Source organism: Mesorhizobium sp. WSM4848 (assembly GCF_055811375.1).
On sequence record NZ_JBVVPX010000041.1, the window covers coordinates 28,382 to 47,947 of the forward strand.

General features: G+C 61.0%; 20 protein-coding genes, 1 tRNA gene and 1 pseudogene. 10 read left to right on the plus strand and 12 right to left on the minus strand.

What is annotated here, in order from left to right; all coding sequences use genetic code 11:
* On the plus strand, positions 1-852 hold the full coding sequence (locus AC0L16_RS28435) for a phytoene/squalene synthase family protein (RefSeq protein ID WP_473624679.1): 852 nt from the start codon (positions 1-3) through the stop codon (positions 850-852).
* 56 nt (positions 853-908) lie between these two features.
* On the opposite strand, the gene AC0L16_RS28440 is transcribed toward AC0L16_RS28435, so the two are convergent.
* The 3 genes from AC0L16_RS28440 to trmFO all read right to left on the minus strand — a co-directional run bounded on the left by AC0L16_RS28440 (position 909) and on the right by trmFO (position 2,998).
* Positions 909-1,241, minus strand: coding sequence for a type II toxin-antitoxin system RelE/ParE family toxin (locus AC0L16_RS28440; RefSeq protein ID WP_473624681.1), 333 nt, complete (start codon positions 1,239-1,241; stop codon positions 909-911).
* Entirely contained in the window at positions 1,213-1,515 is a 303-nt protein-coding gene (locus tag AC0L16_RS28445) for a type II toxin-antitoxin system ParD family antitoxin (RefSeq protein WP_473624682.1), read from the minus strand. Before AC0L16_RS28445 ends, AC0L16_RS28440 begins: the two co-directional genes overlap by 29 nt.
* Positions 1,516-1,591: 76 nt before the next feature.
* Positions 1,592-2,998: a methylenetetrahydrofolate--tRNA-(uracil(54)-C(5))-methyltransferase (FADH(2)-oxidizing) TrmFO gene (gene trmFO / locus AC0L16_RS28450; protein WP_473624684.1), complete on the minus strand. Its 1,407-nt coding sequence runs from the start codon at positions 2,996-2,998 to the stop codon at positions 1,592-1,594.
* A gap of 141 nt (positions 2,999-3,139) precedes the next feature.
* Here trmFO and AC0L16_RS28455 point away from each other — a divergent pair, with 141 nt between their 5' ends.
* Positions 3,140-3,691 carry a hypothetical protein gene (locus AC0L16_RS28455; RefSeq protein ID WP_473624685.1) on the plus strand — a complete coding sequence of 184 codons (552 nt, stop codon included), beginning with the start codon at positions 3,140-3,142 and terminating at the stop codon, positions 3,689-3,691.
* 391 nt (positions 3,692-4,082) lie between these two features.
* Here the strand turns inward: AC0L16_RS28455 and AC0L16_RS28460 are convergent, their stop codons facing one another.
* Entirely contained in the window at positions 4,083-4,223 is a 141-nt protein-coding gene (locus tag AC0L16_RS28460) for a DUF1127 domain-containing protein (RefSeq protein ID WP_023802557.1), read from the minus strand.
* A gap of 54 nt (positions 4,224-4,277) precedes the next feature.
* Positions 4,278-4,418 carry a DUF1127 domain-containing protein gene (locus tag AC0L16_RS28465; protein ID WP_077381719.1) on the minus strand — a complete coding sequence of 47 codons (141 nt, stop codon included), beginning with the start codon at positions 4,416-4,418 and terminating at the stop codon, positions 4,278-4,280.
* A gap of 236 nt (positions 4,419-4,654) precedes the next feature.
* Between AC0L16_RS28465 and AC0L16_RS28470 the strand changes: the two genes are divergently transcribed.
* Together AC0L16_RS28470 and AC0L16_RS28475 are read left to right on the plus strand one after the other, a co-directional pair.
* The gene (locus tag AC0L16_RS28470) at positions 4,655-5,770 is read left to right on the plus strand and encodes a DUF2157 domain-containing protein (RefSeq protein WP_473624687.1); all 1,116 of its coding nucleotides are present in this window, start codon (positions 4,655-4,657) and stop codon (positions 5,768-5,770) included.
* A complete protein-coding gene (locus AC0L16_RS28475) occupies positions 5,767-6,348 on the plus strand; it encodes a GDYXXLXY domain-containing protein (RefSeq protein WP_473624688.1) in 582 nt (193 codons plus the stop codon). The genes AC0L16_RS28470 and AC0L16_RS28475 overlap by 4 nt, the downstream gene beginning before the upstream one ends.
* Positions 6,349-6,515: 167 nt before the next feature.
* On the opposite strand, the gene AC0L16_RS28480 is transcribed toward AC0L16_RS28475, so the two are convergent.
* A tRNA-Leu gene (locus AC0L16_RS28480) sits at positions 6,516-6,598 on the minus strand.
* A 334-nt stretch (positions 6,599-6,932) separates the two neighbouring features.
* On the opposite strand from AC0L16_RS28480, the gene AC0L16_RS28485 reads away from it, so the two are divergent.
* Positions 6,933-7,751, plus strand: coding sequence for a hypothetical protein (locus AC0L16_RS28485; protein WP_473624689.1), 819 nt, complete (start codon positions 6,933-6,935; stop codon positions 7,749-7,751).
* A 668-nt stretch (positions 7,752-8,419) separates the two neighbouring features.
* Complete coding sequence (tig, locus tag AC0L16_RS28490) at positions 8,420-9,892, plus strand: trigger factor (protein ID WP_473624715.1); 1,473 nt, start codon at positions 8,420-8,422, stop codon at positions 9,890-9,892.
* Positions 9,893-10,021: 129 nt separating this feature from the next.
* Here tig and AC0L16_RS28495 read toward each other — a convergent pair.
* Positions 10,022-10,908, minus strand: a pseudogene (locus tag AC0L16_RS28495) (alpha/beta fold hydrolase).
* 293 nt (positions 10,909-11,201) lie between these two features.
* Between AC0L16_RS28495 and AC0L16_RS28500 the strand changes: the two are divergent.
* The 4 genes from AC0L16_RS28500 (at position 11,202) to AC0L16_RS28515 (ending at position 15,111) form a co-directional block, all read left to right on the plus strand.
* Positions 11,202-11,582: a c-type cytochrome gene (locus AC0L16_RS28500; protein ID WP_473624691.1), complete on the plus strand. Its 381-nt coding sequence runs from the start codon at positions 11,202-11,204 to the stop codon at positions 11,580-11,582.
* A 135-nt stretch (positions 11,583-11,717) separates the two neighbouring features.
* Entirely contained in the window at positions 11,718-12,665 is a 948-nt protein-coding gene (locus AC0L16_RS28505) for a heme o synthase (RefSeq protein WP_473624692.1), read from the plus strand.
* A 229-nt stretch (positions 12,666-12,894) separates the two neighbouring features.
* Positions 12,895-14,031: a hypothetical protein gene (locus AC0L16_RS28510; RefSeq protein WP_473624694.1), complete on the plus strand. Its 1,137-nt coding sequence runs from the start codon at positions 12,895-12,897 to the stop codon at positions 14,029-14,031.
* 261 nt (positions 14,032-14,292) lie between these two features.
* Positions 14,293-15,111, plus strand: coding sequence for a DUF2189 domain-containing protein (locus tag AC0L16_RS28515; protein ID WP_077381723.1), 819 nt, complete (start codon positions 14,293-14,295; stop codon positions 15,109-15,111).
* A gap of 57 nt (positions 15,112-15,168) precedes the next feature.
* On the opposite strand, the gene AC0L16_RS28520 is transcribed toward AC0L16_RS28515, so the two are convergent.
* The 5 genes from AC0L16_RS28520 to ctaD form a co-directional block, all read right to left on the minus strand.
* On the minus strand, positions 15,169-15,642 hold the full coding sequence (locus AC0L16_RS28520) for an aminoacyl-tRNA deacylase (RefSeq protein ID WP_473624696.1): 474 nt from the start codon (positions 15,640-15,642) through the stop codon (positions 15,169-15,171).
* A 177-nt stretch (positions 15,643-15,819) separates the two neighbouring features.
* Positions 15,820-16,224 carry a cytochrome C oxidase subunit IV family protein gene (locus AC0L16_RS28525; protein ID WP_473624698.1) on the minus strand — a complete coding sequence of 135 codons (405 nt, stop codon included), beginning with the start codon at positions 16,222-16,224 and terminating at the stop codon, positions 15,820-15,822.
* A gap of 49 nt (positions 16,225-16,273) precedes the next feature.
* Positions 16,274-16,996 carry a heme-copper oxidase subunit III family protein gene (locus tag AC0L16_RS28530; RefSeq protein WP_473624700.1) on the minus strand — a complete coding sequence of 241 codons (723 nt, stop codon included), beginning with the start codon at positions 16,994-16,996 and terminating at the stop codon, positions 16,274-16,276.
* Between the two features lie 13 nt (positions 16,997-17,009).
* Positions 17,010-17,714, minus strand: coding sequence for a cytochrome c oxidase subunit 3 (locus AC0L16_RS28535; protein ID WP_473624701.1), 705 nt, complete (start codon positions 17,712-17,714; stop codon positions 17,010-17,012).
* Entirely contained in the window at positions 17,711-19,480 is a 1,770-nt protein-coding gene (gene ctaD / locus AC0L16_RS28540) for a cytochrome c oxidase subunit I (RefSeq protein WP_473624703.1), read from the minus strand. Before ctaD ends, AC0L16_RS28535 begins: the two co-directional genes overlap by 4 nt.
* Between the last annotated feature and the right edge of the window lie 86 nt (positions 19,481-19,566).

A 19,566-nucleotide genomic window follows, 5' to 3' on the forward strand; every position in this document is an offset into this window, starting at 1 on the left:
GTGAGCGAAAACGCCAAAATCGTCACGGAAACGGTGCGCGCCGCCGATCATGACCGCTATGTCTGCACGCTCTATGCGCCCGAGGACAAGCGTGACGCGCTGTTTTCGCTCTATGCCTTCAATGCCGAGATATCCGGCATTCGCGACCGTATCCGGGAGGCACTGCCGGGCGAGGTGCGGCTGCAATGGTGGCGCGATGTCATCGCAGCCGAGGACACCGGGGTAGGCACCGGCCATCCCGTCGCCGACGCGTTGAAGGCGACGATTTCCGCCCGCCACCTGCCGAAACCCGCCTTCGAGAACATGCTCGAAGCCCGTATTTTCGATCTCTACGACGATCCTATGCCGTCGCGCACCGATCTGGAAGGCTATTGCGGCGAGACCGCGGCGGCGCTTATCCAGCTTGCAGCGATTGTGCTTGATCCCGTCGAAGCACCACGGTTTGCCGAACTTGCGGGCAGGGCAGGTTGTGCACAAGCGATGACCGGCCTTTTGCTGCTGCTGCCGCTGCATCGCAAGCGTGGGCAGTGCTTTGTCCCGGCCGATATTCTGGCCGCGGCAGGGTCGTCGTCCGAGGAATTCGTTGCGGGCGATGTCGGGCCTGGCGCGCAAAGCGCCGTCGCCGCGATGATCGCGCTGGCGCAAGAACATCTTGCGGCATTCGAGCAGGGCGCATCGTCGTTGCCGGATTCGCTCAGACCAGCATTTTTGCCGCTGGCCTTGTCGCGCGCCTATCTCGGCAAGATGGAAAGTTCTCGTCAGTCACCTCTGAACGACGTGGCGCGGCTCTCGGCCTGGCGGCGGCATTGGCTGCTGTTGCGCCGCGCGACGCTAGGCTGGCCGGACGTCTGAAGGCTGCCGAGCAGGAATCCGGAAGCCGGAACTATCACGGCAGCCGTAGACGTCTATCACGATGGATCGCTCGATCCGCCATCACGCATCAGCGTCTCATAGTCGCGACCACCATAGAAGATGTTGACGATGCGGACGAGATCGTCATCGACAACGTAAGCGATGATTGCAGAGTGCTCGAATGGCACTGTTCGCAATCCCGGAACAATGTCGTCGCGCTGGCGGCCGCCGCGAGGCGCGTTGCCGATGCACTGGCAGCGTTGTTTGATCCGATCGACAAAACCATCTGCGATGCTTTCGCTCCCGCTGCTCTCAAGAATGTAGGCGGCAATCGCTTCGAGATCGGTAATAGCTTCTTCGCTAAGAACGACGGCGAGACGCTGTATCATCATTGTCTCGCGCGAGTTGCGAAATCCGGCTCTTTACCCTGTCGATTGCTTCTTCGAGCGGAACAGCGGGCCTTGTATCCTCGATCGATGCCTTCACGCGCGCCCTGATCGACGCCATCCGCTCGGCATGCTCTTCCTCTTCGCGCTGGAAGGCGCGCAGTGCTGCGCGGATCACCTCGCTCGCCGATCCAAAGGTACCATCCTCGACTTTTTCGCGGATCATGCGCGCCATGGCGGGCGTGACGGTGACGGACAGTTTCTCGGCGGGTTCCACGGAATCGCTCCCTATGATGATGGTAGGATAATATCCTACTCTCCTGCCGGCCTATCGACAAGAACAGACAGGCGGCCTATTCCGCCGCTTCCGCCTGGGAAGGCAGCCCCAGCCATTCGCGGCAATCGACCAGCGCCCGCGATGTCACCGCACGCCGCTTGGCGACGGTCTTGTCCTTGCCGCGCAGGCGTTTTCCCTCGGCTTTCGGCGCTTCCACCGGAGGGAACAAGCCGAAATTGATGTTCATCGGCTGGAAGGAGCGCTTTCCCGGCTCGTCGGAAACGATGTGACCGCCGGTAATATGGTTGAGCAGCGCGCCAAAGGCTGTGGTCATCGGCGGCAGCGCCGGCGCGTGGCCCAACCTCTCGGCTGCGGCAAAGCGCCCGGCAAGCAGGCCGATGGCGGCACTTTCGACATAGCCCTCGCAGCCGGTGATCTGGCCGGCGAAGCGCAGGCCGGGCCGTGATTTCAACTGCAGCGATTGGTCAAGCAACGTCGGCGAATTGATATAGGTGTTGCGGTGCAGGCCGCCGAGGCGGGCAAACTCGGCGTTTTCGAGGCCCGGGATGGTGCGGAACACGCGCACCTGCTCGGCGTGCTTCAGCTTGGTCTGGAAGCCGACCATGTTGTAGAGCGTGCCCAGCGCATTGTCCTGGCGAAGCTGCACGACGGCATAGGCCTTTACCGACGGATTGTGCGCATTGGTCAGCCCCATCGGCTTCATTGGCCCATGGCGCAGCGTCTCGACGCCGCGCTCGGCCATGATCTCGATCGGCAGGCAGCCGTCGAAATAGGGCGTGCCTTCCCACTGCTTGAATTCGGTCTTTTGGCCCTCGAGAAGCGCCCCTACGAAGGCGAGATATTGCTCCTTGTCCATCGGACAATTGATGTAATCCTTGCCAGTACCGCCAGGTCCGACCTTGTCGTAGCGCGACTGGGACCAGCAGATGTCCATGTCGATCGTGTCGAAATGGACGATCGGCGCGATGGCGTCGAAGAAGGCGAGCGCATCGGCGCCGGTCACTTCCGCGATCGATTGGGCGAGCCCAGGTGCGGTCAGCGGGCCGGTGGCGATGATCGCCTGGTCCCAATCCGCCGGCGGCAGGCCGGGCACTTCCTCGCGCTGGATGGTGATGAGCGGGTGCGCTTCGAGCTTTTTTGTCACCGCTCCGGAAAACCCGTCGCGGTCGACAGCCAGCGCCCCGCCAGCCGGCACCTGGTGCGCGTCGCCGGCGCTCATGATCAGCGAACCGGCCAGCCGCATTTCGGCGTGCAGCAGGCCGACGGCGTTGGTCTGCGCATCATCGGAGCGGAAGGAATTGGAACAGACGAGCTCGGCCAATCCATCCGTCTTGTGCGCATCGGTGCCGCGGATGGGACGCATTTCATGCAGCACGACGGGAACGCCGGCATCGGCCGCCTGCCAGGCGGCTTCGGAGCCGGCCAGGCCACCGCCGATGACGTGAATGGGGTTCTTGTTCATGAGCGCCGAAATAATCCTTTGTCGCTGCGATTGCAATTGCACGAGTCGGCCGCGTTGTTGCCGCCAAGCGCTGCAATCGTCTACTGTCGGAGAATGGGCGGGATCTTTTCCAGAGCGACATTTCTGACAGTCGTGATCGCCGTGGGCGGATCAGCGGCCGCCGGCGAACTGGCCGCGACGGCTTCCAAGCGGATCCCCATCTGCCACGGCTACAGTTGCAACTATCGCACCATGCTGGCGCTTGGCTCCGGTGACGGCGCGCGTTTCCGCTCTATCCTGCGTGCCGGCGCCGGTTCGCCTCAAGCCGAGCGTGCCGCTGTTTCGAAGGCTGTTCGCTATTTCGAGCAGCGCATTTTTCGGGCCACCGGCATTCGCGATCTGCCGCAGTCGGAATTCGGTGCATCGCGCATCAGGGGCCAGATGGATTGTGTCGACGAATCGGCCAATACGCATGCGCTGCTGGTCTATCTTGCCGAGCGAAAATTGCTCAGGTTCCACAAGGTCGAGGACAGGGCCTCGCGAGGCCTGTTTGTCGACGGGCGCTATCCCCATTGGACGGCGGTGATCAGCGACCGCAGGGGCACCGAGTGGGTGGTGGATTCCTGGTATGCGCCGATGGGCGGCGCACCGGACATTTTTCCGCTGAACCAGTGGAAGAAGCGGGGCGTGCTGGAAAGCGGTGCGCTCGACTGACGGCAAGGACTTCCCCGCCAGAACGATTTTCGCAGAACGATTCTCAGAGAGTGCGTCGCCCCTGAAAAACAACAACACCCGCCGGGGGAGGATCCGGCAGGTGTCGTTTTGCTGGTCGATCCTCGGGAGGAGGTGAAGATCGACCGTATTCGCCATCGCCGGGGAGGAGGTCGGCTTTGACGAAATTCCTTTCGCCTAATGAAGGGGGCGAAACCCTTTTGGACCAAATTTGTTCGCCCTAGGACGAAATTTGCTTGGCCCCGGGGGAAACAGCGCCCGCCGCGGGAGGAGGTGCGGCGGGCGCCGTTTTTGTGGTCAACCCGCGGGAGGAGGTGAAGGCTGACCGTATCCGTCAGGGTCGGGGAGGAGGTCGACCCTGGCGAAATTCTGACTAGATCGCCTTGCGGGCGATGCTCTTGATCTCTTCGCGGACGATGCCGAGATCATGCAGCTGGCGGTTCGAAAGGCGACCCAGCTCGGTAACCGTCGAGCGATAAACGCGCCAGTTACGATAGTTGCGGATCAGGTTCATTGTCATTCTCTTTTCAAGTCAAACTGGTTCGGACCATTTGCGGTCCGAAGAGGATTAGACCGCCTTGCGGGCGACGTAGTGGATGTCGCTGCGGCTGATGCCGAGGTCGGTCAATTCGCGGTTGTTCAGGCGGCTCAGCTCGGAAACGGTGTCCCGGTAGCGGCGCCAGTTGCGGTAGTTGCGGATCAGGTTCATGGTATTCTCGTTTCGTCTTTCTTTCGGATCATTCCGTCTTTGTGTACGCCGAGAAGATAGGTCGGGTCATATCGATTTAAAAGCGCTATTGGTGCATGGCAGCAATGCAAATTGTGCAATGCACAATCACCGGCAATTCTCGTCTTCGACATAGATAGGCCCGAATCGGAAAATGCCGTAGCGTCAACGGTTTGTCCGGGTCGGCTGAAGAAACGACCAAGCTGGGGGAGAAAAGCATGGCGAGCTATTCGTCGCGGGTCAGGGCCGATATCACGCGATGGCTGCAGGCTGGCCTGATCGACGCCTCGACGGCCGACGCGCTGACGCGCGACGTCGAGGCCAATGAGCGCAAATCACTGAGCTTCGGCTCGATCCTGGCGATGATGGCGGCGTTGCTTTTTGGTGCGGCCGTGCTGATCTTCGTCGCCGCCAACTGGGAAGCCATTCCGCGGCTGGCGCGGGTGGCAGCGCTCTTCGCTATCATCTTCGCCGGCTATGTCGGCGGCGCCGTGCTGAAGACACGCGACCATGCTGCAATCGGCGAGGCACTCTGGATCGTCGCCGCAGCGGCATTCGGCGGATCGATCGCGCTGATCGGCCAGATGTACCATTTGTCCGGCGACGAAGCGTCGGCCTTGATCACCTGGGGCGCGGGCACCGCCCTGGCGGCCGTTGCGCTGCGCTCGAACCCGCTGACCGTTGCTTCTGTCGGCATTGCCGACGCGTGGCTGTTCCTGAGAGGCTTCGATTATTTCAGGCGCACGGAATTTCCGCACCCCTTCGTCGTCATGGCGATCGTGTTGTTCGCCATTTCGTTCTGGACCCGCAGCCAGGCGGCGCGGCATCTGATTATCCTGTCGGTCATCTTCTATCTCGTGCTGTTGTTTACGGAATACGAAACGCTGCAGGTCGCCGTCCCGCTCATTATCGTGTCGGCGCTGCTTTTCGCGGCTGCGATCTTCGCTGCCGGACCCGTCGACCGGATATTGCAGCTTGGCGGCAGATTGCCCTTACACGCGCTGATCGGGTTTCTCACCGGCCTGGCGATGATCCAGTTCGAACTGGCCGGTGAAAGCAGTAACAGCGGCTTCGGCATTGCCTCGGCCATTGCGCTTGCCGGCATGGTCGCGGCAATCGTGCTGGGCGGCCGCGAAAGCAGGGGCTTGCGCTGGGTTGCCTATGCCGGCTTCGCCTTCGAACTCGCCATCATCTATGTGGTGATGCTGCAGTCGATGCTCGACACGGCAGGCTTCTTCCTTGCAGCCGCTGTGCTTCTTGGCCTGCTTGCCCTTGTCATCCTCCGCGTGGAAAAGCGCATGAGGGCCCCCGACGCAGAAGGAGCGGCGGCATGATGACCGGTAAAAGACTGATCATTTCGGCGCTGGTGCTGGCGCTCGTCCAGATCGGCTTCCTGAGCTGGATCATCGCCGGCCGGGCGGCGATCCTGCGCGACGGCAAGCAAGTGTTGCTGAGGGTCGAACCGATCGATCCGCGCGATCTGCTGCGTGGCGACTACATTATGCTCGGCTATGATATTTCGCGCCTACCGGTGAAGCTGATCGCCAACATTCCGGCCGGCAAACTGACGAGCGACGATACGCCGATCGTGGTCAGGCTGAAGCAGGGCGCCGACGGCTATTGGGGCGCAACCACGGCCTGGTTCGGGCAAGCGCCTGCGCCGGCAGCATCCGATGAAGTCGATATCGTCGGGCATGTGTCAAAAGGGCGGGATCTCAGCGAAGCCACGACGATCGCGCCGGATTACGGCATCGAGCGCTTCTATCTGCCGGAAGGCGAGGGGATGGCGATCCAGAACAACATGCGGGTGCGGCCGTTCGGCGTCCGCGTCGCGATCGCAGCCGATGGCGCCGCGCAGATCAAGGCGCTGATGGACGGCGACAAGACGCTGTTCGAGGAACCGCTTTATTAGAATCGGCCGGTCGGCGACGACCGCATGCTGGGACCTGAACTTGCGAATTTGACCGGATGGTTCACACGCCAGGTATTTGATGAGCAGGCACCAATTGGTGCGGAAGAAAGGACTTGACCCCCAGCCTTCCGGTACTGGAACCTTGATCCACTGTTCGAGGGGAGCAGTGGTGCGGGTAGAGGGACTCGAACCCCCACGTTCTCACGCCAGAACCTAAATCTGGTGCGTCTACCAATTCCGCCATACCCGCTGGCTTCGTGTCACCGTGACATGTCTATGTCACAACCCGTGTCACAAGTTCAACACTTAGATTTTCGAGGTTTTTGGTCCCGCGTTGGCGTCTACGCCGGTCGCTTGGTAAGTCCCAGCCCGTGCCATGCGCGAACGAACTCGTCGGCGGCCGGATCTTCCTCCCAATGGATGTATCCAAATTTTTTCAAATTGATTCGGAATATTTTTCTACCCGTAAGGCACGACTGCAAACATTGTTTCGTGTTAGCGATTCTAACACTCTCTGAGTTCGTTATTTCTAAAGTAGCAGCTTTGAAACTGCTGCTGTGGGGTACTTATCAAAGGAGAGTGTCATGGCAAACGTCGTTAACGGCTTCGCCGCAGCTTTGGCCTGTGGTGCACTTGTTTTATCTCTTTCTTTTCCCTCCAGCGCAGGCGGCATTAGCGTCGGCGCCGGCGCATCGGTTGGCGGCCGAGGCGGCGCAAATGCCGGTCTCGGCGCCTCGGTTGGCGGCCGGGGCGGGGTAAACGCCGGTCTCGGCGCCTCGATCGGCGGCAGTGGCGGCGTTAATGCGGGAGCCGGCGCTTCGATCGGCGGTAGCAGCGGGGTAAACACGGGAGTCGGTGCATCGATCGGCCGCAAGAAACCCATTACCGCGGGTGTCGGCGCTTCGATCGGCGGCCGAAGCGGGGTGAATGCCGGCGCCGGTGCATCGATCGGCGGCAGCAGGGGCGTTAGCGCCGGTGCAGGCGCCAATGTCGTCGGCGCTCGTGGCGTCACGGCTGGGCTGGGCGCCAATCTCGGCGGTACGCGTGGGGCCACGGCTGGCCTGGGCGCCAATCTCGACGGCACCGGTGGTATCAGTGCCGGCGCGAGCGCAAATCTGGGCGGCACCGGCGGCATTGCACCGGGTGTGGGTGCCAATCTTGGTGCGACGAGCGGCGTCGGTGTCGGCGTCGGTGTCGGCGTCGGCGGCGGAACCGTTCCTGGCGGCACCTCTGGAGCACCCGGGACCCCTGGAGCGCCCGGCACTCTCGCCATGAGCGGGGTCGCGCAGATGTCCAGCAGCCAGCTGATGCGGATGAAGAAGCGCTGCGTCGACGTGCTCGCGAGCGGCGGCGCATACGATCGCGATCTACGTGAGCTTTGCTTGCTGATTGCACGCCGCTGAGAAGACTGTTGCGCAAACGGGAGTGTCGCATCGGCCGCGGAGGCTTTGACAACACTCTCCTGGCCTCGCGGCCGGCCCGCCACTCGCAAGGGGTGGCGGGCTTGTCTGCATCAGGACCGCTGCGCTGAGCGGCTGACTACTTGGAGATAGCTACACCAGCGGGAGCCAAGATGGGAGTGGAACCTGAAGCCAGCGCGTCCACCAATTCCGCCACATCCGCGTTGCCCGCAGGCAGCCATCATTCTGTCAATGTCGCGGTCAAAATAGCGGCCGTTCGCCGGCGCATGATCCCGAAACACGAAAAATCGTATTTTTGGGGATCATGTGCCATATTCAAGGTGCTCCAGCATCCTGTGTGCGTCCAAGATGAGGCGCGGCGCTGTAGACGCCTGTAGACGCGAAGATGGTTGAAAATCGGCCGCGCCTGTGACAAAAGGCGTGTCGAATGTGACGGGATGCGACGATCCACTTCTGCAGAATGTGACAAGAAGTCGGAAAAACAAAGACTTATTCACATTTTGGAGCGTGTTTCTGGACGATTTGAGCCGCGTTGAGTGGACAGATCGCCAAGTCCCGCACCAAAAGCCATTCCCGGCAAGATCATACCGGCAGGCTGTAAACGGCAAGAGCCGTTTGGCTGCCTCATTGGTGGAAACGAAGGTTCTATGATGCAGGTCACCGAAACGCTTAACTCCGGTCTCAAGCGCGAGATCAAGATCACCGTGCCGGCCGGTGACATGGAAGCCAAGCTGATGGCGCGGCTTTCCGATGCCAGGAGCAAGGTCCGCATCAACGGCTTTCGCCCCGGCAAGGTGCCGGTGCAGCACCTGCGCAAGGTCTACGGCAAGTCGTTCATGGCCGAAGTGGTCAACGAGATCCTCAACGATTCGACCCGATCGATCATTACCGGCCGCGGCGAAAAGGCTGCCATGCAGCCCGAAGTGATCATGACCGAGGACGAGAAGGAGGCCGAGAAGATCCTGGCCGGCGGCGCCGACTTCGAGTTCCGCCTTAACTACGAGATCATTCCGCCGATCGAGATCAAGGATTTCTCCGACATCAAGGTGACGCGTCAGGTGTTCGACGTGCCGGATTCGGAAATCGACGAGCAGGTCAAGCGTGTCGCCGAATCGGCGCGCACCTACGAACCGAAGACCGGCAAGGCCGCCGAGGGCGACCGCGTGACGATCGACTATGTCGGCAAGATCGACGGCGAAGCCTTCAGCGGCGGCGCCGGCACCGACCAGCCGCTGGTGCTCGGCTCCAAGGAATTCATTCCCGGCTTCGAGGATCAGCTCATCGGCAGCAAGGCCGGTGACGAGAGGCAGGTCACGGTCACATTCCCGGAAAACTACCAGGCGGCGCATCTGGCCGGCAAGGAAGCCACCTTCGATGTCACCGTCAAGGAAGTGTCCCAGCCCGGTGCGTTGGAGATCAACGACGAAATGGCCAAGAATCTCGGCCTCGAGTCGCTGGAGCGCCTGCGTGAGGTGGTGCGCGGCCAGATCGAGAACCAGTTCGGCTCGATGACGCGCCAGAAAATCAAGCGCCAGCTACTCGACCAGCTCGATGCCGCCTACGCGTTCGAGGCGCCGTCGAAGCTCGTCGAGGCCGAGTTCAACAACATCTGGAACCAGGTTAACCGCGATCTGGAAGCCGCCGGCCGCACCTTCGCCGACGAGGAGACGACGGAAGAAGAGGCGCGCGCCGAATATATGCGGCTTGCCGAGCGCCGTGTGCGTCTCGGCCTGGTTCTCGCAGAAATCGGCGAGAAGGCCGGCGTCACCGTGTCGGACGAGGAACTGCAGCGTGGCCTGCTCGAGCAGGTGCGCCGCTATCCGGCCAACCAGCAGCAGGAAGCCTTCGAATTCTACCGCAGCAATCCCGAAGCGCTGAACACGTTGCGCGCGCCGCTGTTCGAGGAGAAGGTGGTCGACCATCTGCTCAGCCAGATTTCGGTCACCGACGTCAAGGTCAGCAAGGAAGAACTGATGGCCGACGACGAGGACAGCGAGACGGCCAAGGCGAAGCCGGCGAAGAAGGCCGCAGCGAAGAAGGCCGACGCCAGCAAGGCCGACGATGCGGAAGAACCCAAGAAGAAGGCCGCGCCGAAGAAGAAAGCCGCCAAGGACGCCGAATAACACGGCATTCTGCGAAATGTGAAAGGCCGCCCACGAGGTGGCCTTTTTTTCGAGTGTGCCGAGCATGATCGACAGGTTGCTGCACACCCTCGGTTCAGTGCCCGAGGGCATGCTTTTGCCCGACATGCATTAACCCAGGACCTTGCCGAGAAACCGTCGCACCAATGGCAGGGCGACCTCGAAATGGGTCTCCAGCAGCCAGTGCCCGGCATCGTTCAGCAGATGCAGCTCGGCCTCGGGGAGATCGCGCAGATAGGCGCGCGCTGCCGGCTCGGGCATGTATTCGTCCTTCGGACCCCAAAGGATCATTGCCAGTGGCCGTTGCTCGCGCAGGTATGCCTGGTAACGAGGGAACCAGTCGAGATTGGCCTTGAGCTTCTCCATCAGTCCGACTGAAAGCGCGCGGCGCACAGGCGTATCCATCAGCGGCCAATGCAACTTCCACAGATCGGGCGGGACACGTTGGGCGACGTCGTCATCGACTTCGCCTACGAACTCGGCGCGAAAGCCGTCTTCGCTCACCGCCTGTTCGAGCGGCGCACGGTTCGCTGGCGAAGGATCACGCCAGAAACGCCGGATCGTTTCATACTTCGGGCCAAGAGCATCTGCGTAGATGTCGCCATTCTGGATGATCAGGGCCCTAATCCGCGATGGGTGCGCTATGGCATGGCGCGGGCCGATCTGCGAGCCGTAGTCATGCAACCATAACGCGTAGCTGCCGAGTTCCAGCGCGTCGGTAAACCGCTCCAGGAAAATTGCATAGGCATCAAAATCATAGCCGACCGTGCCGGATCGGGGGTTCCACTGTAGCCAAAGCCGGGGAAATCCGGCGCGACCGTCCGCCACCGATCGGCGAGCGCCGGCATTAGTCGGCGATATTGGAAGGATGAGCAGGGATAGCCATGCGGAAGCAGCAACACCGGCGCAGTTTCAGGACCTGCTTCTCGATAAAAGACGGTCTCGCCGTCGATCATGCGGGTGCCGTGGCGCACCTCCAGCTCGCTCCTGTCGTTCATAGACACTTCCCTGATTTTTGTCTTCCAGATGTTTAGCCGTAGCTGGTCTAACGACTTTACCCGGTATGCGTTCCGGTTGTGCTCGAGGCCGATCGGCCTGCCGCGTGGCCTCGGCGCCAATCTTGCTGGTCGACTTCTTCTATCTGCTGGCCAGATTCTGTGGTATGTAGATGCCGCAATTCCATGCGGGGAGAGGCGGGATATTCTGCCTGTCGTGCAAAGGGTGCATCGCGGCGAAGGTGTCGGCAGGCGCAGATCGTCCAGGCAGATTTGGCGATCGGGGAGGATATGCCATGCGTGCAATCGCGTTTTTCGCAGTCGTGTCCGTTGCGACCTCTGTCACGAGCCAATCCCATGCACAGGATGCCGCCGCGGGTGAGAAGGTCTTCGCCAAATGCAAGGTTTGTCACGTCGTTGACAAGGACCAGAACAAGGTCGGTCCGTCGCTGAGCGGCGTCATCGGCCGGACGGCCGGCACACATCCGGGGTTCAAGTATTCTAAAGCCATGACCGAGGCGGGTAAATCCGGCGTCAAATGGGACGACGCCACGCTGACGAATTATCTTCGCGATCCCAAGGCCATGATAAAAGGTGGGAAGATGGCGTTTCCCGGTCTCAAGAAGGACGAGGATCTCGCCAACGTCATCGCCTACCTGAAGCAATTCTCCAAATGACCCGGTTCTTCCGCCAGGAAGTAACCCGGTTCTTCCACCAGGGAGTAACCCGATTCTTTTGCCAGGAAGTAACCTGGCTCTTCCGCCGGCCGATGGGCCGGCCAGATTGCGTGTGCCAATCGGTAGTCGCTTGAAATGTCGGCTCGGGAAAGCGGCCTCAAGGATACCGGTATCCAGATCTCTGAAGCGACGATCAGTGATTTCTTCGCGCTTCTGAAACCACGCGTCATGGCGCTTGCTGTTTTTACCGCTTTCGTCGGCCTGATGGTGGCGCCCGCGGCGATGAATCCGGTCATCGCCGTGATTGCGATTGGTGCAATTGCGGTTGGAGCGGGAGCCGCCGGGGCACTCAACATGTGGTACGATGCCGATATTGACGCGTTGATGTCGCGCACGTCAAAGCGGCCGGTCCCGTCAGGCCGGATCACGCCAAGCGAAGCGCTCGGCTTTGGCCTGGTGCTTTCCGTACTTGCGATCATGACGCTCGGCGTGCTGGTGGGGTGGCTCGCCGCATCGCTGCTGGCCTTCACCATCTTCTTCTACGTCGTCATCTACACGATGTGGCTGAAACGCTCGACGCCGCAGAACATCGTCATAGGCGGCGCCGCGGGCGCCCTTCCGCCTGTCATCGGGTGGGCGGCCGCCACCGGCGCCGTCGGGGTTGAAAGTCTCGTCCTGTTTCTGATCATTTTCCTCTGGACGCCGCCGCATTTCTGGGCGCTCGCGCTGTTCAAGATCGGCGACTATGCCGCGGCCGGCATTCCGATGATGCCGAATGTGGCCGGCCAGGCTTCGACCAGAAAACAAATCTTCGTCTATTCGCTGATCCTGGCACCAATCGGCGTGCTTCCTTGGGCTTTCGGATTCGCGAGCGGATTGTACGGGATTGTTTCGGCCGCTTTGGGCGCGGGTTTCATCTGGCATGCCTGGAAGCTTCTGGTCGACAACAGGTGGGCCGAAGGACGGGAGATGAAACGCGCAAAGGCGCTGTTTGCCTATTCGATTCTCTATCTTTTCGCGATCTTTGCCGTGCTGCTTGCCGATACCGTAGCAATGCGTGCCGTCATGTCAGCCGGAGATTGACGGCCGGAAATTTGATGGCCGGAAATTGACGGAATGACCTGCTCAGGCCTCACGTCGGCAGTGCACAAAATCCCAAAAACAGCAGAATAACGACGCCAAGGCCGAGTATGAGAACGGTCTTTCCATCCATGACCTTCACCCCCTTCAACCCAGTTTGAGACTATCGAACAAAGGCCGTTAGGGCTAGTGGATCGATTCTGACACTTGGTGCCCGCGTTTGACGGCAGCAATGATCTTGTCGGGGTCGGCCCGCGCGCCAGATCTTTCGGTGATCGCCCGCAATTCGTCCTTCACCTACAAGGGCAGGGCCACCGATATCCGGCAGGTCGGCAAGGAGCTCGGCGTCGGCTACGTGCTAGAAGGCAGTGTCCGAAAGGACGCCGACAAGGTTCGCATTGTCGCGCAGCTTGTCGACGCCAAGTCCGGCGAGCATGTCTGGGCCGAGCGTTTCGACAAGACCGGCACCGATCCATGGGCGCTGCAGGACGAGGTGACGGGCAAGATCATCGGCGCGCTGACCGGCGAGAAGGGACAACTCAAGCGGGCCCAATACCGCGAAGCCTGGGGCCAGGATACGGCCAATCTTCGGGAGTATGACTATTATCTGCGCGGCCACGATCTGCTGATGCAACTCACGCCCGAGGGAAATACCGAAGCTGGCCGCATCTGGACCCAGGGCCTTGCCGAATTTCCCGATTCGGCACTGCTCCGTATCAAGCTCGGCTTTTATCACACCTTTGAAGTCGTCAATGGTTGGAGCGGTGCACCGACCGACGATATCCGCCGGGCAGGCCAACTCGTTCGCGAAGCCTTCGCGATCAAGGGGCTCTCTCCCTTGGAGAAGAAGCTGGCTCATTATTTGTTTGCCTATGTCCACACCCTCGAAGGCGATTTGCAAGCCGCGGTGCAGGAAGCGGAACTTGCAGTGGCCCTGGCTCCGAACGACGCCTTTCTGCGCGGCGACTGTTCGCAGTTTCACACATTTGTGGGAAACTATGACAAGGCTATCGACTGGGCCGACTTCGCGATCAGGAACGACCCAGCGCTCATTGCCATGTACGCGACGTACAAAGGCTGGGCGGAGACCGCTGCGGAACGATACGTCGAGTCGCACGAGACCATGAAAGAAATAGGCGATGTCTTCGTCAATGCACCGCTGCTGCGGGCCGTCAATGCGGTGCGGCTCGGCTTGCCCGATGAGGCGAAGGCGGAGATCGGGAGGGCCTTGAAAATGATCCCCGGCTTCACCGCCCATCGCTGGCACGAAATCGCCTTCGCCAGCGACCCCCCATCCTCGACCGCCAGATCGCCGATCTCATCGCTGCCGGGCTGCCGGAGAAATAAGCATAACGCAAGTTTGTCGTGACTGGATGTTCCAAATGATGCATCTCGCAGAGACGAGAAGTACGGCAGAAACCACCCTGAGCGGGCTTACGACGCCGGTACCAAGCGCCAGTCTTCGACCACTAGCCTGATCACCGAGGCCGTCCTCCCGGATAAAGGGCAGCGACAAATCCCATGCAAGAGCGTATGTTGATCATGGTGCAGGTTGCGATTTTGCGTGGCCAGTCACGCTGAACGCACCGTGAAATCGCGACCTTACCGGACCTGGTCTGGAGGAATGGTCATGGCAAGTTTTCACGTGATTGCAGGCGCCAGCGAGACGCTGGAGCACACCAGAATTCGAAAGATAGGCGTTTCCGACCTTTTCGACGCGCTCAAGCGTGGCGTCGACGATTTCATGGTCAAACCGTCGCACATCGTTTTCCTCTGCCTGATCTATCCGCTTGTCGGCGTCGTGCTCGCTGTCTGGACGTCGGGTAACAACGCGTTGCCGCTGTTGTTTCCGCTGGTGTCTGGTTTTGCGCTGATCGGTCCATTCGCGGCGCTCGGCCTTTATGAGATCAGCCGGCGGAGAGAGGCCGGGCTCGACGCCTCATGGAGCCACGCTTTCGAGGTCAGGAATTCTCCAGCGCTGCCGGCCATCGCGGCGGTCGGGATCATGCTGCTTGCGATCTTTATCGCCTGGCTGTTGACCGCGCAGATATTTTATCAGCAGGTGTTCGGCTCGGCCCCGCCGGAATCACTGTCCAGCTTCATCAGTGAAATATTCGCCACCGGACGCGGCTGGACACTGATTATCGTTGGCCACGCGATCGGCTTCGTCTTCGCCGCGGTCGTGTTGTGCACCACGGTCGTCGCGTTCCCGTTGTTGCTCGACCGCGACGTCGGGGCCTACGAAGCCATCCACACCTCGGTGCGGGTGGTGCTGGCGAACCCGATCGTCATGGCTGTCTGGGGACTGATTGTCGCCGTCGCGCTGATCATAGGCTCGCTGCCGGTGTTCGCCGGGCTGGCGGTGGTGCTGCCGATCCTCGGTCACGCCACCTGGCACGTCTATCGCAAAGTCGTGGAATCGCCGGCTTCCACCAGACCGGCGGACTGAAAAAATTCTGCCCTGCCGCACCGGCGAGAGGCCGTTGCGGCAGGTTGGCAAGAGCGTTCAGTAAGCCGGGTAGCTAAAGCGGGCTTGTTGTGCATCGCTGGTCAGGTTGCGGAAATCCTTGCCGCTGACATGCACGAGCGTCCTGTGGTCGCCACCCTCGAAATAGATATCGCCGGCATTGCCGAGGCTTTCATCGACAATCACCGGCACATCGTAGGCCGCGCCGATCGGCGGGATGGCGCCGGTGTCGCAATCCTCGAAGAGCGAAACCACCTCGTCCTCGGAGGCGAGCCCGATACGCTGGTGCATCACGTCCTGCAAAGTGCCGAGCTCGATCCTGTGCGTGCTGGGGACCACGGCCAGCGCATAGCCACCGTCGTGGTGAACCACCACCGATTTGGCCATTAAGCTGCCGGGCACATGCGCCGCTAAGGCGGACTGCCTGCTTGTCGACGTGCGGTGGTGCTCGACGGTATCGTAGGAAATTCCCTTCTCGTCGATAAAGTCCTTCAATCTGTTTGCGATCGTCATCTTGAGCCTCCCTTCCTGGAGTTCGCGACAGAGAAACGACGAAAATCGATCTCCTTGTCGTTTTCCGGTGGTGACAAAAATGGGCCAGCTGTCGACCGTTTCAAGGCAAGGCAGAGCGGGCCGTGAACAGCCCCTCCGGCCCTCGACGGGAAATGCTGCCCGAACCCGGATTGCGCGTCAGGGCTCGGCCCCAAAAAACAGCGTCCGGGTGAGAAGCGTGTAATCCGATTCGAAGACCATCATTGCCACGAACACCAGCACCAGGATCGGCGGCAATATGATCGCGTAGGTCAGCGCCAGCCGCTCCCAGGCCATGTGCATGAAGACCGCGACGATCAGCCCGGCCTTGAGCATCATGAAGATCAGGATCAGCGACCATCTGAGATAACCCTGGAGGCCGACGTAGTCGACCAGATAGGAGCAGGCGCTGAGGATGAACAGCCATGCCCAGACCACCAGATAGAGCTTGATCGGGTGCTCCTGATGAACCTCCGCAGGGGCAATGCCTGCTGCCGCCGCATCATGCGCTTGGGTTCCGTGGAGCGTATGTTGCCCCAGACCGTTTGCGGTTGCTTCAGCCATATCTGCCTCTCACCAAAGCCATGTCTCTCATCAAAGCCATGTCTGCCTCTCACCAAAGATAGAAGAATGCGAAAATGAACACCCACACCAGGTCGACGAAATGCCAGTAGAGCCCCATGATCTCGACGTGCTCGTAGCGGCCCCTGCGACTGGTGAAGAAACCAGGCTGGCCGGTTTCGTAATCTCCGCGCCAGACCTTTCGCGCCACGATGATCAGGAAGATCACCCCGAACGTCACATGGGTGCCGTGAAAGCCGGTGATCATGAAGAAGGATGACCCGAACTGCGCCGCACCCCAGGGATTGCCCCAGGGGCGTACCCCTTCGGTGATCAGCTTGGTCCATTCGAAGGCCTGCATGCCGACGAAGGTCGCGCCGAGCGCTGCGGTCAGAAGCATGAGGATCGCCGTCTTGCGGCGGTCGTGGCGGTAGCCGAAATTCACCGCCATGGCCATCGTTCCGCTGCTCGAGATCAGCACGAAGGTCATGATCGCGATAAGGATCAGTGGAATATTCGAGCCGCCAATGTGAAGCGCAAAGACCTCGCTCGGATTGGGCCACGGCACTCGGGTAGACATGCGCGCGGTCATGTAGGAGAGCAGGAAGCAGCCGAAGACGAAGGTGTCGCTGAGCAGGAAGATCCACATCATGGCCTTGCCCCAGGACACATTCTTGAAGGCGCGCTGATCCGAGGACCAGTCGGCGGCGACGCCTTGCAAGCCCGCCGGTCGCGGCTGTGTTTGGCCAGTATGCGTCAGTGTCGCGTCTGCCATCCGTCCGGCCCTCCTAGGTCAGCAACTGTCGGCAAATCTCGATAAAAGTCGCGGCCCAGCCGGCCAGAAGTGCAAAAATGGCGAGCCAGACGAAAAGCAGGAAATGCCAGTACATGGTGCACAGTTCGACACCGAGGCGAAGCCGCTCCGGCCTTGCTCCGTTCCAGGCGCCGGCGGTCGTTCTGCCCAGGCCCACCAGCCCGCCCAGTATGTGCAGGCCGTGCATCCCGGTTATCAGGTAGAAAAAACTGTTGGCTGGATTGGCGGTCAGCAAGTAGCCGTCGGCGGTCAGTTCCCGCCAACCCACAATTTGTCCAACCAGGAAGGCAAGCGCGGTGAGCCCAGCCGTGACGAGGCCGAGCCTGACCGCGTCGATCTCGCCCCGGCGCGCAGCGACCGAGGCGCATTGCAGCGCGATGCTGCTCAGGACCAGCACGCCGGTGTTGAACCAGAGCACGCGCGGCAGCGGCAGCGCCTGCCAGTCCGACAGCGCCATGCGCATGAAATAGGCGCTGGTGAACAGCGCAAACAGGCAGCCGACGACGGCGAGGAAGACGCCGAGGCCGATCTTGGCGGTCGGCAGCGCTGATCCTTCCGGGCCGATAATATCCCCGATCACACCTTGCTCGAGCCATGGCTTGGCCATCAGCCGCTGATGGGAAAGCCACCATCCGGCAAAGCCGACGATGACGAGGAGGAAGACCAGAATGACGCTCATGCCGGCTCCCTGGAGGATCCGAAGGAGCCCGGCATGTTTTGCGGGATAAAGTCCTCCTTGGCGCCCGGCACGCTGTAGTCATAGGCCCAGCGATAGACGATCGGCAGTTCCTTGCCGAAATTGCCATGGGCGGGCGGTGTTTCGGACGTCTGCCATTCGAGTGTCGTGGCGCGCCACGGATTGCCGCCGGCCTCGCGGCCGTGGCGGATGCTCCAGATCAGATTGAACAGGAACACGATTTGGGCAAAGCCGACGAGGAACGCCATGATGCTGATGAAGGCGTTCAGGTCGTGGGCCGACTCGGTCATCACCGTCGTGGCGGTCAGTTCGTTGTAGCGGCGCGGCACGCCCATCAGGCCGATGTAGTGCATAGGAAAGAAAATCAGATAGGCGCCGAGAAAGGTGACCCAGAAATGGAACTGGCCCATCGCCTCGTTCAGCATCCGGCCAGTGACCTTCGGGTACCAGTGATAGATCGCCCCACAGATCACCAGGATCGGGGCGACGCCCATGACCATGTGAAAATGGGCAACGACGAACATCGTGTCCGACAGCGGAACGTCGACGACGACGTTGCCGAGAAACAGTCCGGTCAGCCCGCCATTGACGAAGGTGACGATGAAAGCCAGGGCAAAAAGCATCGGCACGGTGAGGTGGATGTCGCCGCGCCACAGCGTCAGCACCCAATTGTAGACCTTTATCGCGGTCGGGACGGCAATGATCAACGTCGTGGTGGCGAAGAAGAAGCCGAAATAGGGATGCATGCCGCTGACATACATGTGGTGCGCCCAGACCACGAAGCTCAGCGCGCCGATGCCGACGATGGCCCAGACCATCATCCGGTAGCCGAAGATGTTTTTGCGTGCATGGGTGCTGATCAGATCGGACACGATGCCGAAGGCCGGCAGCGCCACGATGTAGACCTCGGGGTGGCCGAAGAACCAGAACAGATGCTGGAACAGGATCGGGCTGCCGCCGCCGTGCTGCAGTTGTTCGCCCATCTCGACGATGGCCGGCATGAAGAAGCTGGTGCCGAGCGCACGGTCGAACAGCATCATCACGCAGGCGACAAACAGCGCCGGGAAGGCGAGCAGCGCCATGACTGTCGCGGTGAAGATACCCCAGACGGTCAGCGGCAGGCGCATCAGCGTCATGCCGCGTGTGCGGGCCTGCAGCACCGTCACGACGTAGTTCAAGCCGCCCATGGTGAAGCCGATGATGAACAGGATCAGCGAGACGAGCATCAGGATGATGCCCCAGTTCTGGCCGCCTGGTGTGCCGGTCATGATCGCCTGCGGCGGGTAGAGCGTCCAGCCGGCGCCGGTCGGTCCGCCGGGCGCAAAGAAGCTCGACACCAAAACCAGCACGGCGAGCAGGTAGATCCAGTAGCTCAGCATGTTGACATAGGGAAAGACCATGTCGCGCGCGCCGACCATCAGCGGGATCAGGTAGTTGCCGAATCCGCCGAGGAAGAGTGCCGTGAGCAGGTAGATCACCATGATCATGCCGTGCATGGTGATGAACTGGTAGTAGGCTTCCGGGGTTATGAAGTCGAACGTGCCGGGGAAGCCGAGCTGCAGCCGCATCATCCAGGACAGCACCAGCGCCACCATGCCGATTGCCGTGGCCGTCGCCGAATACTGGATGGCGATGACCTTGGCGTCCTGCGAAAAGACGTACTTCGTCCACCAACTGTGCGGATGATAGAGTTCCATCTCCGCGACTTCGGCCGGCGGTACCGCATCTGCAGGTGTGACATCGACCATATAGGAACACCTCCGTGCCCTTTTCGGCCTGACTCGACAGTTTCGAGCCGCGCCGCAATTTCAACCCAAATCGCCGTCCTTGCCGG